Source organism: Persicirhabdus sediminis (assembly GCF_016595495.1).
GTDB lineage: Bacteria > Verrucomicrobiota > Verrucomicrobiia > Verrucomicrobiales > Akkermansiaceae > Persicirhabdus > Persicirhabdus sediminis.
In genome coordinates, this window is the sequence record NZ_JAENIM010000043.1 from 17,884 (window position 1) to 31,323 (window position 13,440).

Genomic DNA, 13,440 nt, shown 5'->3' on the forward strand with positions numbered 1-13,440 from the left:
GATAGGGGCCAGCGCTTGGCGAGCTGGTGGCTCTAGTCTACTACCGAGAAGCGCAGCACCATGGTGTGCTGGTATTTTTCTCCTGGGCGCAGCACTGGGGAGGGAAATTGTGGGTGGTTGATGGCGTCTGGGATTTGTTCGGTTTCTAGCGCGACGCCGCGGCGGCGGTTGAGGCCAATGCCATGGCGGCCAGCAGTTTCTTTTTCTAGGAAGTTGCCGCTGTAGATGTGGATGCCGGGCTGGTTGCTGAGCAGTTCTAGCTGACGTCCGCTGGCTGGGTGATAGAGAGTGGCGTGAGGTCTAGGGCTGCTAGATTCTTGTCCTTTTGGTAGAAAACAATGATCGTAGCCGTTAGCCAGCTGGATTTGGGTTTCTTGTGAGTCTACGTCTTGGCCGATGAGTTTTGGCTGGCGGAAATCTAACGCGGTGCCAGCTACGGAGATGGCTTCGCCAGTGGACAGGCCGTGGCTGTCGACGGCGATGAAGTGATCGGCTGGGATTTCTAGCTGGTGGTCATCAATGGTGACCTCGGGCTGGTCTAGCTGGCCAGAGAGGTTCCAGTAGCTGTGGTTGACTAGGTTGCAAATGGTGGGTGCGTCGGTGGTGGCTGAGTATTCGATGATGAGTTGGTTGTCATCAGTGAGCCAATAGTCAGCTGTGGCGATGAGTTCGCCAGGGTAAGATTCATCGCCATCTGGGCTGGTGAGCTGGAAGCGCACGCCGGTGGCGCCATCGCGCTGCAGCTGGCTGGCTTGCCAGATTTGTTGGTTGAAGCCACGCAGGCCGCCATGCAGGTGGTTGGGGCCATTATTTACGGCTAGCTGGTAATCTTTGCCGTCGAGCGAGAATGAGCCACCGGCGATGCGGTTGGCGCAGCGGCCGCAGGTGGAGCCCAGGCAAAATGGATCATTAAGCCAGTCGTTTACAGTGTCATAGCCGAGGGTGATTTCGGCGAGTTGGCCATGGCGATCTGGAGTGAGTACAGACATGATTGTGGCTCCGAGATCGGTGAGTTGAACACGCATACCGTGTTGATTTTGAATCGTGAATGTTTGCGTTTTGGCCATATGGACAGCTAGTTGACTTACAAAGACGCAATCTTTCAGCCAGCTGGGCGTTTGGCAAGAAATCAGCTCAAAATGTCACTATTTTGCATAAAAATGTTATCATTTTTTTAAAAACCGCGTATTTTTCTTAGTTTGCTTAGGACTTGAGCTTGACTAAATCATACCCAACTCACTAGCTTTCGGAAATCACCCGACGGCCAGATAAGTGTCAGGCTGAAATATTTAACTAAACCGAGCACCAACCATATGGATCTCACCGAAATTCGTAAAATTGTAAAACTCATGAATGAGCATGAGCTGTCATACTTTCACCTCGAGCAAGAGGGAGTAAACTTGAAGCTCAAGAAAGGCGTAGATCTAGACGCGCTCAAAGGGCTTGCCTTAAGTGCGCCAGCTCCTGCCGCCGCTCCTGCACCTGTGGCTGCTGCCCCAGCTGCTGGCGATGCTCCAGCAGAAGCCGCTGCGCCAGTAGGTGAAGAAATCAACGCACCAATGGTGGGTACTTTCTATCGCAAACCATCTCCAGATGCAGACCTCTTCGTCAACGTGGGTGACCGCATCAGCGAAGGCCAAACTATCTGCATCATTGAGGCCATGAAGGTCATGAATGAGATCAAGGCTGAGAAGAGCGGCGAGATCACTGAGATCCTCGTCGAAGACGGCACACCAGTACAATACGGTGACGCTCTCTTCCGCATCAAGTAAGTGGAATATCTACCAGGGGCTACTTAAACCAAAGTAGCCCCCTTTTTAGCATTATGTTTAATAAAGTTCTTGTAGCTAACCGTGGGGAGATTGCCCTGCGAATCATTCGCGCCTGTCGCGAACTTGGAGTACCCTCTGTAGCTGTCTACTCAGAAGCTGATGTAGACTCCATGCACGTTCAGCTGGCTGACGAATCCGTCTGCATCGGTGGTGGCCCTAGTAAGGAAAGTTACCTGAAGCCTGACCGCATCATTGCCGCGGCAGAGGTCACAGGAGCTGATGCTATTCACCCAGGTTACGGGTTCCTTTCTGAAAATGCTCGCTTCGCAGAAATCTGCGGCAGCTGCGACATCAAATTCATTGGCCCATCCGCCGACGTCATCCGCCGTATGGGCGACAAAAACACCGCCCGTGCCACCGCGCTGGAAAATGGTGTGCCTGTCACTCCTGGCTCAGATGGCATTCTGCGCGACGTCGCCCACGGTCTCGAAGTAGCTGCCCAAGTTGGCTACCCAGTGATGATCAAAGCCACCGCCGGTGGTGGTGGACGCGGCATGCGCCCAGCCATGCACGAAGGTGAATTCGAAGAAATGTTCCTAGCCGCCAGCCGCGAGGCCGAAGCCTGCTTCAACAACGGTGAGTGTTACATCGAGAAACTCGTTCTCAACCCACACCACGTCGAATTCCAAGTCTTTGGTGATACCCACGGCAACTACATTCACCTCGGTGAGCGTGACTGCTCCATGCAGCGCCGTAACCAGAAAATCATCGAAGAATGCCCAAGCCCGCTGCTCACTCCTGAGCTGCGCGAGCGCATGGGCGTGGCATCCCAGAAGCTCGTCGAATCCATCGGCTACGAAAACGCAGGCACCATCGAGTACCTCGTCGACGAAGCCGCGGAAAACTTCTACTTCATGGAAATGAATACCCGTATCCAGGTGGAGCACCCAATCACGGAAGAAGTGATGGGCTGCGAGCTCATCAAAGAGCAAATCCGCGTGGCCGCTGGTCTGCCACTCTCACACCACGTGCTGGAAACTCAGCCGCGCGGCCACTCCATCGAGTGCCGAATCAACGCCGAGGACCCATACAACAACTTTGCCCCAAGCCCAGGTGAAATCAAACTCTGGTACACACCAGGCGGCAAAGGCGTACGCGTAGACACCCACGTCTACTCTGGCTACACCGTGCCTCCTTACTACGACTCCATGATCGCCAAACTCATCGTCACCGCAGCTACCCGTGAGATCTGCATCGCACGTATGAAGCGCGCACTCTCTGAGTTCAAAGTCGAAGGCATCAAAACCACCATCCCATTCCAAGAGGAAATCATCGATCACCCAGACTTCAAAAATGGCGACTACGACATCGCCTGGGTGGCCAAATACCTCGAAGAACGCGAAGGGTAAACTGCCAGCTAGCTAAAAAATCATCCCAACCGCTGCGCCTGACCACATATCAGGCACAGCGGTTTTTTTGTGCCCAGAAACGGTGACACAAGCTTACACCCAGCTAGCCGCCCGCCGAGATCTCCAGTCCTCTCAGAATGTCTGTCTAGCTGTCGCAGTCCTCTCAGAATGTCTGTCTAGCTGTCGAGATAAAGCCCCTGCGATGCCTATGCCGTGGTGCCTCTCAAATATTTTTGCCCCAAATATCAGCAGGCAAATCACCCAGTCTAGCCAGCTAGCTGACGCAGCGCTCCTGCCATTCCCTCTGGGCCGAAGGTCCATCAGAACAAAATCCAGGGCTTCAGCCCTGGGATAGACGTCACAAAAAACTAGCCTGCTGAAAGTAGGCCAGAAACGTCGGCACATGCTCACACCCAGCTAGTCGCCCGCCGAGATCTCCAGCCCTCTCTCAGAATGTCTGTCTAGCTGTCGAGATACAGGCCCCGTAATGCTTATGCTGTCGGGCCCCTCAAATATTTTTGCCCCAACTATTAGCTGGCAAATCACCCAGTGCATCCAGCATGAATAACTCAGTCAGCTGGCGTTTTTTAGTTTTGCTAAAATCTCATTCTCATTTACCATGATTTTAGTGAGCATCCATTCAGATAAGACATGCGCGAATCCCTCAGCTGAAAGGGCTTACACAAGTGTGTCTTCAGATAAATCACGTCCCCCATCAGGAATATGCTTAGAACCTTGCTCGACCAGCTATACGACTTTCATCAAAACCATGAAGAAGTCACTACAGGGTCACGTGAGAGTCTCATTGAAGCCGAATCCAAAGAAGTCCGCGCGTTCGCTGCTCAAGAAAAGCTCTTAAATGCACAAGACTGCATCTTTGCGGATCTAGAATTTGATCATATTGGAGCTGAAAACGGCATCATCTTATCACCACGTGACAATCTACAAAGCGAGTCACTTGTGCATAAAATCACCAACCCCGCTGATGGTTTTGGCCTTATTCCGAAAGTCAGCCACGCTTCAGAGCCGGACCAGATCGAGCTCATTCCAGCGACGCTGATGGAATACATACAACGCTGGCTTCTCTGCGAAGAGGTATTCCAAGACAGTATCTAATTGATAGATATCATCTGTTGGGCAGATAACACGATATCGCTTCATATCACACAGCCTCAGTATAACGGCGATATCCCTGCGGAGCGACAAATTCGCAACCACTTTCTAAAACAACACTGGCAAGAAATTAGCAAAGACGGGAGAATTTGTTACTACAATTTCGCCTTCAACACTCTAGCTGTTGATGCAGAATCACGAAATTGCTTCATCAACACAGCTGATCACTTGCAGCCATTCGATTTGATCCTCTCTCACCCAGATGATGAGATGCGAACATTCCTAGGTATCGACTAATCAGCCACAGCCAAGCCAGCTAGCTGGTCAGCGCTCCTGCCATTCCCTCTGGGCCGAAGGTCCATCAGAACAAAGCCCAGGGCTTCAGCCCTGGGATAGACGTCACAAAAAACTAGCCTGCTGAAAGTAGGCGAGAAACGACGGCACATGCTCACACCCAGCTAGTCGCCCGCCTAGATCTCCAGCCCTCTCAGAATGTCTGTCTAGCTGTCGAGATAAAGCCCCTGCGATGCCTATGCCGTGGGGCCTCTCAAATATTTTTGCCGCAAATATCAGCAGGCAAATCACCTAGTCCAGTCCAGCTAGCTGACGCAGCGCTCCTGCCATTCCCTCTGGGCCGAAGGTCCATCAGAACAAAATCCAGGGCTTCAGCCCTGGGATAGACGTCACAAAAAACTAGCCTGCTGAAAGTAGGCCAGAAACGTCGGCACATGCTCACACCCAGCTAGCCGCCCGCTGAGATCTCCAGCCCTCTCAGAATGTCTGTCTAGCTGTCGAGATACAGGCTCTATGATGCTTATGCCGTAGGGCCTTCCGAATATTTTTGCCGCAAATACCAGCTGGAAAATCATCCTATCCAACCAGTCCAACCTGTTTCTCAGAATGTCTGTCTTGTCATCTCAAAGCTTACCTAGCGGCGGAGGCTCAAGGAAAACCTTATAAATTTGTGATTGGCGACGCGACTAAAGATGCTCCTGACCTCTCAGCGAGTGCTGTATTACTGAATGACGAAATTAAAAAACTTGCAGAAGCCCAAGGCTTAACAACATATCCCACTTTCCAAATTAGTGATATCATAGTAGAAAAACTCAAATAATGGATCATGGTACTAATATTTGGATGTTTTCTTCCAAAAACAATAAGCTTATGGAACTCCACTTGAAGGCTACTTCAATGATCAGGAGTTTTTATACTCGATTGTATAATGAAAAGTTATACCTGAAAGACCTAGGGTCAGGTTTAAGCTTGGATAATGAATCCTCCGAAAGCGTTCTAGGTCGCTTTCGAGATGGAGGCTCAAATTGCACCTTGCTATGTGCTAGTTATAACATACCTACTTTTTCAGGGGATAACAACCCATGGAAATCTAGGATATCTTTAAATCTTGTCAGTTATGTTTTAGAGGATTCCGTCAGAGACTCCAAAAAGTTACCTCGTAGTGCGGATAAATTTAAAATTATGTTTGAAATAAGTACTGACATTGATTTGCATCCGAATCACGCCGAAGTACTAATTCCAAAGTATCAGACATGGGAAGACGCATGGTGTATCTACAATCTAATTAAGCGCATGCACGTTGAGTTGGATTTTGATTTGACTGCGGCATCCTATTTAGGTGACTACTATAAATTTGGGGAGAAGCGAGGAGGCCCTTATTGGCAATACGATACCGTAATGCGTCTAGATAAGTACGGACCATGTCATTTAATTCCAGCATATGAGGAACGACGAAAAATTGAGGCGTCGGAGTACGGGCTAAACTCTGAAGGGGCTGCTATCTGGAGCCTGCGAACCAAAAGCCCCGTAGAAATCACCTATAGAGACTAATTTAATGAACTACGGTACTCTTCCCTATGCTCTTTGCCTGCATCTGTGTATGACCAGCCTGAATGCCTCCGAGCTGAAATTCAGTGAGCCGTAGATTGAAGGGCGATTGCAAGAAGATGATAAGCAGGTCACGCTTGAGTTCACCTTCCTGAATACGAGTAAGAACATACAGAATGTCTGTCTAGCTGTCGAGATACAGGCCCCGTGATGCTTATGCTGTGGGGCCCCTCAAATATCAGCTGGAAAATCATCCTATCCAACCAGTTCAGCCTGTTTCTCAGAATGTCTGTCTTGTCATCTCACTAGAAGTCTCTTCTCTATCAAGGATTCGTCAAATGTCAGAGTGTCTGCATACAGGCCGCTCATAAACAACTGCAGGGTGAAGATGTGTGCCACAAGGATACCGTAGTTCATCGGGCTAGCCTCTATAGGTGATCTCGACTGGTCCTTCCGTTCTGAGGCTCCACCCGAAGTACAATCCATCCTTACATCCATAATGGTCGCTCTCAGAGCGGTGTATTTGCCTGTTTTCTTCAAAGGGGCTTATCAAATGGCATGGTCCATACTTATCTAGCCTCATCACCCCATCGTAGCTCCAAATTGGATCGTCTTTTTCTCCGTAATTAGCATAATCTGCTTGATTGGACGCTGTGGTTAAATCGAAACCCACTTCGACATGGATTTGTTTGATTAGATTGTACATATCTATGGCGTCTTGTTGACTTTGGTATTTAGGTACTCGTAAGTCTATGTGATAGGGCGAGACAACAATACCTGTAGTCATTAACCAAAGGCCTCGATCTAATACTGGATGTTCCTGCCTGTTGTCTATAGCACGATAGGCAAAACCTACAGTTAGGTAGTCAGGGTTTGTTTCTGGAGTAGGTATCATAAACGATACCTCTAATGATCTTAAATTTGAAAAATCAAAGTCTGCTAGTTTAGAGAAAGAAATCCTCCCTGTAGGACCACCTCGAGAAAACCTATCAACATAAAACTGATCATATTGTATAATGTAGCCAGCCTTCTTGATATAGAAATCCTCACAGATCTGGAGCATCTTCATAAGATGCTCCAGAAAACCCTCAGGATTAGCATGTTTAAACCAGACTTGTGTCCCAAAATCGAAATTACTCATACACTGAATTTTAAATTCATAAAACAAGATTGTGAATTAGAATGTCCTCACTTTTCATAATAGGAAACGGTATTAGATTACTGCATCGTGGATCCAGCCCCTGCTTAAGTAACTCTAAATTGAGTAGCTCAATGTGCGCTTCTAGGTCAGGTGCCGCCTGCCTAGTATATGCAATAACAAATTTATAAGGTCTTCCATCAAGTGACGCCTCTAGCATTGCCTTTGCTATAGGCTGACGCTTAGCTTCGGTTGAGATCTTACCTGCTATGGTCTGCCGATTAAGCCCTAAATTATAAGAAAACTTGCTGGTCAGGACGTCGCAGCACTGTTAAGTGAGGGTACTTGTTGTCAGCAGCAAGCGCGATAATTGTTTCGTCAGTTGCCCTTTTCTTTGCCACCGCGAAATTGGCCTCAAATGGGTGCCCTTTAGTTCCTCCCGCCAGTTGCTCTCTGGCAAAGTCTAAATGATCAGTAGGATTGTCAGATAGTAAAATATCAATATCCCTGAGGTAATGAGCCTCTGTATAACCAGCGTTATAATATGGATTAAAATCTTTTTTACCTTCCGAGAAGGATACAGTATACGTTCCTGCGTTCTTACCCTCACCCTGATCTTGAAACTTCCCAGCGATGTATCCATCAACTTGCTCAGGTTTATAATATCTCAGAATGTCTGTCTAGCTGTCGAGATACTGGCCCCGTGGGGCCTGTAGCGGCGTGGGGTGGCTTTTTATTTGGAGGTAATCACAGCTGGAGAATCATCCAGCTAGCTGGCTGGTGAAATGGGCCATGGCGCTTTGTTAGCTGGCCGTTACGCTTCGCGTTTGTAGAGCTCGGCGAAGACGAGCAGGCCGCCTTCGGTCTGCAGCGTGGAGATGACGGTGACGTCTTGGGTGGAGCCAATTTTGTCCACCGCGTGGTTGACCACAATCATGGAGCCATCAGGCAGGTAGCCGACGGCTTGGTGTTCGTCTTTACCGGTGCGCACGAGGGCTAGCTGGATGCGCTCGCCCACGGCGATGCGTGGTTTGAGTGCTTGGGTGAGCTCGTTGATGTTGAGCACGGATGTTTTGTTAAGCCGCGCTGCTTTGGTGAGGTTGTCATCAGTGGTTAGTAGTCTAGCACTGAGCAGCCGGCAGGTATGCACGAGTTTGGCATCCATGGTTTCCTCAGGGTTCATGCCTTCGGAGTCGTGGATGGAGATGGGGATGAGGTTGCTGCGCTGGAGCTCTTCTAGGCTTTCAAGTCCACGGCGGCCAGTTTGTCTTCTAGCAGGTGTGGGTGAGTTTGCCATCACTTGCAGCTCGTCTAGCACGTAGCGTGGGATGATGATGTCGCCTTCGATGAATTTTGAGGTGATGATGCCAGTTAGACGGGAGTCGAGAATGGCATCGGCATCTAGCACGATGGGTGGCCCTGGGCTGGTTTCTTTGCGAAATTGCACGTAGGGGATGATGAAGGCGAAGTCATTTCGGCTAGAGCGCAGCGCGAGAACGGCGCCGAGGAAGCCGAGGCTCGAGTAGAGGGTGACGTTGAAAGCCATCATCAGTGAGCTCATGCTAGAAACTTGATCACGGAAGATGATTTCGATAAGACTGAATAGGCCAGTTTTGCTGAGGAGGAAGGCGCAGAAGACACCAATGCCCAGGCCAAATGTGGCGGTGGATAATTCCCTGAGGCTAAATGGCTTCATCAATGATTCTACAAAGATGAAGAAGGCGGCAATGAGCAGGCCGATAGAAATGCCTACCCAGATGTATTGTGGTCCGAGCTCGTTTTTGGCTAACATCGCACCGACAAATTCACACACCAAAAGGTAGATGAGGCGGGTTACGTTGACGGATCTTTTTGTGCGAGTGCTCTGCATGGTGGGCAAAGTTAGCTTCTATTGGCTAAGCTCGTTATGCAAGCGAAAGATCACCGCGATGACTGAATCTGAAGGAAATTTTAGCGTTTGGCTTTTTGCATCATGGCCTGCAGACGTGAATTGTTTGGCTGTGGACGACCATTGCTAGCTGAGGGACGAGTGCTGGGGCGCATGCTCGCTGAGCGGCTAGGTTTCTGCTGGCTGAACATACTAGCTGACCTGCTGCTAGGGCGTGTGGTATTCACCAGTGTATTGCCACGCGATGGGCTGGTTTGCGGACGAGAATTTCCACGCGATGGGCCAGACTGAGGTCGGGAATTGCCACGCGATGGGCCAGATTGAGGTCGGGAATTGCCACGCGATGGACTGGTCTGAGGTCGAGAATTTCCTCTAGAGTTAGAGTGTGTCTGTTGGTGTCTGCTGTGATTGCTAGAGTGACCGCGAGTATTGCCGTGATTGCGGCTTGGGTTATGGCTGACGGTTTGCGGGCGAGATGAATGGCGGTTGCTGGCGTAGTGATTACCACGTGATGAGCTGGAGCGAGCTTGCCCATGATGGCCTCGGCAGCTGTGGCTGTTGCATTGGCTACAGCGGTGGCCACTGGAGTAGCCGTAGCTCGGGGTATCGTAGTAGCTGTAGGAAATGTAGCTAGAGGCTGGAATGCCGTAGCTCGAGTAGCTGGAATACCTAGGGGCGCTGGAGTAGCTAGCGGTGGCACTGTAGCTGGCGGATTCTCCGCTGTCGTAGTAACCGTATGGCGTGCAGCTGGAAATGAGCGCTGCAATGCAAATGGAAAAAATGAGGGCGATTGGCTTTTTCATAGTTTTGTCTGTGGTGGATGCCGAGTTGGACTCGCCCACAGACAAACTTATTTAAGCAAATGTATTATTTCTTCCGCAGAAGTGGGTGACCTTTCTTCGCCTCCGAGGTGAATGGCGGGCGCAAGTAGATAGGGCTGGTTGGCATGGCCTGCAGCTGAGACCTCTGCTCTTCGTCGAGGAGTTGCCATTGCTTGATCAGCCCCAGCGCCTGTGGGTGCTCGTGAGTAATGGACTCTGCGAGCTCGGATTCTAGCGGCATTGGCCATTTTTCATCACAGCTGAAAATTGGCTGATTAGATTCTTTGGCCGCCTGTAATGTTTGGAGAAATGTATCGGTATCTACCAACTCAGGCTCAGGCATAGTGCGCTGATTTATCTGGCTGATGAAATACGATCCGCGGCGAGCGTCGCCAACAGCTAGAGTATTAGCAGATTCTAGCGCAGTCTCACTAGCAAGTAACGAGCTCATGCCGATAGCTGGACAACGGTGAACGATGGCCAAACTCTGCCCTGTGGCAATGCCAATGCGAATGCTGCTATAACTACCTGGACCTAAACCTATCAAAACACAATCTAGCCCATGACCAACTGGTAGACACTCTAATGCTTTCTTGAGAGCGTCAAAGATCTCAGCATGGTGATAGCGATCGTTTAGAAATTCTTGTTGGAACAGGCATTCGCTCCCACTCGTTAGTGCGATAGAGGCCCGGCTAGTACTGCATTCTATGGAGATAATTGTGTCCACGGGACAAAAGGTAAAGCGAGATGGTTAAAAACAAAGTCATAATTTAGAATTATCGGTAATTCCACTTGCATCACTACGCATATATGGCTTTTCTATTCGAATACAGAAGCTGGGGAACAACAGAATTAACCCTATTTTTCTAGAATCCTAAATTTACAGACTATGAGCACAGAATATTCAAAAGGCCTAGCAGGCGTGATTGCCAATGAATCCGCACTCAGTGATGTGCGCGGTGCCGAAGGAAAACTTTCATACCTTGGTTATGATATCGATGACCTGGTAGAAGAGTGCCACTTTGGTGAAATTATCTATCTCCTACTTAATCATCGTCTCCCTAACCCTAACGAGCTCAAAGACTTCACTGTTAAGCTTCGTCACAGCCGTGAGCTTCCTCCAGGTGTTATTGAGTTCCTCAAGACAGCTCCTAAAGACGCCAACCCAATGGATGTCTTACGTACAGGTGTCTCCATGCTTGGTCTTTACGACAAGCGCGCCAAGATTGGCGAAGGTGATCCAGAGGTGAACAAAGAAATCGCCATGTCTATCGTGGCTCGCATGCCAGTGATCGTCGCTTACTTCCACCGCGCACGTATGGGTCTCTCACTCCCACCAGTGCGTTCAGATCTATCTGGTCCAGCTCACTTCCTTTACCTCATCAATGGTGAAGTACCATCAGAAGATGCTGAGAAGACACTCGATATCGCTTTCACTATCCACGCAGACCACGGCATGAATGCTTCCACCTTCGGTGCCCGTGTATGTGTAGCTACTCTCAGCGACATCTACTCAGGTGTGACTACTGCTATCGGTACACTGAAAGGACCACTTCACGGTGGTGCTAACGAAGGCGTGATCCACATGCTTGAAGAAATCGGCCGCGAAGACAAAGTTGATGCCTACATCGACGGTAAGCTCGCTCGTAAAGAGAAGATCATGGGTATCGGACACCGTGTGTACACTACACTTGATCCACGTGCTCCACACCTCAAGAAGATGGCTGAAAAACTCACTGCTGAACTCGGTGAGCCTAAGTGGTTGAATATGTCTAACCGCATTGCTGAAATCATGAAAGAGAAGAAAGGCCTCAACGCTAACGTCGATTTCTACTCAGCTTCAGTTTACTACTCACTGGGTATCCCAACTGACCTCTTCACTCCAATCTTTGCGATCGCTCGCTCAGCTGGCTGGGTTGCTCAGATCCTCGAGCAGCTAGAAGACAACCGTCTCTACCGTCCGCTCACACTCTACACTGGTCCACAGGAAACTATGCCTGTGCCACCAATGAATGAGCGTTAATCGATAGATTAGAACATTAAATTTTCAAAGCGCGTCAGCTTCTAGCTGGCGCGCTTTTTTTCAGCCATCTCTCAAGCCCTCCTGCTAAATCCTAGCAAATTTATTTTTAATCGATTGATTACAAACTGTTTTCGGAGTTTGTATTATTAGATAACGCTGCTAGGAAACCGCCGACTTGTTATGAAAATCATCCATATATTTTTAATCGCCGCATCAATGACTCTAATCAGCTGCTCAAAGAAGCTTGATATGACCTCTGAAGAGACCGCTGACAGCTCCATGGAAGCTATTGTCAAAGGCATGAGTGAGGAAGAAAAAGCTGAGTTCGAACACGCTATTCAAGCAGTCGCCTTTGAAGGCGAAAACCTCTTTGCCATGGCTGCTGATCCAGCAGCTGCTGAAAAGCGCATGAAAGAACGCCTGCACGGTAAAACTGCCAAGCAGATCATCGCCGAGAGCAAGAAGCTAGAGGAATAAGAAACCACATAGAATTGCTACAGAGAACAAAAATTGAAAGCAAATCACGCCACCCAGCCGCTCGGCTGTGTGGCATTTTTATAGCCATACGATAGCAAGAAACGATAGCTACGATAGCTACGATAGCTAGACAGGTTTACCATATAGGCTATGAGATGTTATAGAAAGACAGGTTTGCTGAGAGAGGCGATAGTAAAAAAAAGCCGATAATCATGATTTTCCGAGCAGGTTTCACGCCGTAGGCATCCAGTAAGCAGGATTTAACATTCCAGCGGGATTGGGTTTTAACTATTTCTGGCTGAGAGGGGGTGATTGTATTTAGTCAGCTGTGATCCAGCTTGATTTGCCTGCCAACAAAAACACAGTCCTCCAGCAACAGGCTGATAGAACTGCTTTTCTTAATGTCGATTTTTTTGGCCAATCGGATTTATCAAATGGAGCCTGAAAATCCGGGCCAGCGGGCTCACTCCAGCTCGTTTGGCGGTGGTGGTTCCTGCTGGAGATCGCGCATGGCGCAGACCTCTTTGGGCGATTGGGTCCAGTGCTTTGACTTCATCTTACGAGCCCCGGATTTACGTTTTTCACCAAACCATTCCTTCGTCTGTTGGAATACCTCATTGAGAAATGATTGACTCCCTATCGCCATGCCATCGCTGAAGTGGCGGACTTTGTGCCGCAGCAGATAGGCCATGTTCACCTGGCCGTTAGCTTCTGCCACCTTCTCAATTTCGTCTTTGCTGATTCCCTTTCTAACTTGAGATTTCACCCATTGACCATCGCGAGTCATGATGTCTTTGAATGTCTGCTCAGCATCGGTATATAACAGCACGCGGTAACGTTCAGCGCAGCCATCCGTCCAGTGATGGCGGGCATTTTCTTCATCCCAAGGCTGGTTTTCTGCCGCTGAGTTAGGCATTTCATCTTTCAGCCAGAGCACACGACATAGCCCACGGCGAG

At 49.3% G+C, this 13,440-nt stretch carries 12 protein-coding genes and 1 pseudogene; 7 read left to right on the top strand and 6 right to left on the bottom strand.

From position 1 onward, the window contains the following. Nucleotides 1–32 precede the first annotated feature (32 nt). Nucleotides 33–1,133, bottom strand: a complete 1,101-nt coding sequence (locus JIN82_RS13010; RefSeq protein WP_325099515.1) for an aldose epimerase family protein — start codon at nt 1,131–1,133, stop codon at nt 33–35. Between the two features lie 180 nt (nt 1,134–1,313). Between JIN82_RS13010 and accB the strand changes: the two genes are divergently transcribed. The 5 genes from accB to JIN82_RS13035 all read left to right on the top strand — a co-directional run bounded on the left by accB (nt 1,314) and on the right by JIN82_RS13035 (nt 6,139). Further along, complete coding sequence (accB, locus tag JIN82_RS13015; RefSeq protein ID WP_200312091.1) at nt 1,314–1,772, top strand: acetyl-CoA carboxylase biotin carboxyl carrier protein; 459 nt, start codon at nt 1,314–1,316, stop codon at nt 1,770–1,772. A 53-nt stretch (nt 1,773–1,825) separates the two neighbouring features. Then, nucleotides 1,826–3,181 carry an acetyl-CoA carboxylase biotin carboxylase subunit gene (gene accC / locus JIN82_RS13020; RefSeq protein WP_200312092.1) on the top strand — a complete coding sequence of 452 codons (1,356 nt, stop codon included), beginning with the start codon at nt 1,826–1,828 and terminating at the stop codon, nt 3,179–3,181. 723 nt (nt 3,182–3,904) lie between these two features. Next, entirely contained in the window at nt 3,905–4,297 is a 393-nt protein-coding gene (locus tag JIN82_RS13025; protein ID WP_200312093.1) for a hypothetical protein, read from the top strand. Between the two features lie 838 nt (nt 4,298–5,135). Next, a complete protein-coding gene (locus JIN82_RS13030) occupies nt 5,136–5,408 on the top strand; it encodes a hypothetical protein (protein WP_200312094.1) in 273 nt (90 codons plus the stop codon). A 362-nt stretch (nt 5,409–5,770) separates the two neighbouring features. After that, nucleotides 5,771–6,139: a hypothetical protein gene (locus JIN82_RS13035; RefSeq protein ID WP_200312095.1), complete on the top strand. Its 369-nt coding sequence runs from the start codon at nt 5,771–5,773 to the stop codon at nt 6,137–6,139. A gap of 418 nt (nt 6,140–6,557) precedes the next feature. On the opposite strand, the gene JIN82_RS13040 is transcribed toward JIN82_RS13035, so the two are convergent. The 4 genes from JIN82_RS13040 to tsaB all read right to left on the bottom strand — a co-directional run bounded on the left by JIN82_RS13040 (nt 6,558) and on the right by tsaB (nt 10,710). Next, nucleotides 6,558–7,277 (bottom strand): hypothetical protein, encoded by a 720-nt coding sequence (locus JIN82_RS13040; protein WP_200312096.1) that lies wholly within the window; start codon nt 7,275–7,277, stop codon nt 6,558–6,560. Between the two features lie 811 nt (nt 7,278–8,088). Beyond that, entirely contained in the window at nt 8,089–9,144 is a 1,056-nt protein-coding gene (locus tag JIN82_RS13045) for a PIN/TRAM domain-containing protein (RefSeq protein WP_200312097.1), read from the bottom strand. Between the two features lie 80 nt (nt 9,145–9,224). After that, entirely contained in the window at nt 9,225–9,965 is a 741-nt protein-coding gene (locus JIN82_RS13050; protein WP_200312098.1) for a hypothetical protein, read from the bottom strand. A 64-nt stretch (nt 9,966–10,029) separates the two neighbouring features. Further along, nucleotides 10,030–10,710: a tRNA (adenosine(37)-N6)-threonylcarbamoyltransferase complex dimerization subunit type 1 TsaB gene (gene tsaB, locus JIN82_RS13055; protein WP_200312099.1), complete on the bottom strand. Its 681-nt coding sequence runs from the start codon at nt 10,708–10,710 to the stop codon at nt 10,030–10,032. 162 nt (nt 10,711–10,872) lie between these two features. Between tsaB and JIN82_RS13060 the strand changes: the two genes are divergently transcribed. Both JIN82_RS13060 and JIN82_RS13065 read left to right on the top strand, forming a co-directional pair. Then, a complete protein-coding gene (locus tag JIN82_RS13060; protein ID WP_200312100.1) occupies nt 10,873–12,006 on the top strand; it encodes a citrate/2-methylcitrate synthase in 1,134 nt (377 codons plus the stop codon). Between the two features lie 180 nt (nt 12,007–12,186). Continuing rightward, complete coding sequence (locus JIN82_RS13065; protein WP_200312101.1) at nt 12,187–12,483, top strand: DUF6694 family lipoprotein; 297 nt, start codon at nt 12,187–12,189, stop codon at nt 12,481–12,483. Between the two features lie 463 nt (nt 12,484–12,946). Here the strand turns inward: JIN82_RS13065 and JIN82_RS13070 are convergent. Continuing rightward, nucleotides 12,947–13,440 (bottom strand): annotated as a pseudogene (locus tag JIN82_RS13070) (hypothetical protein); the annotation flags it as partial.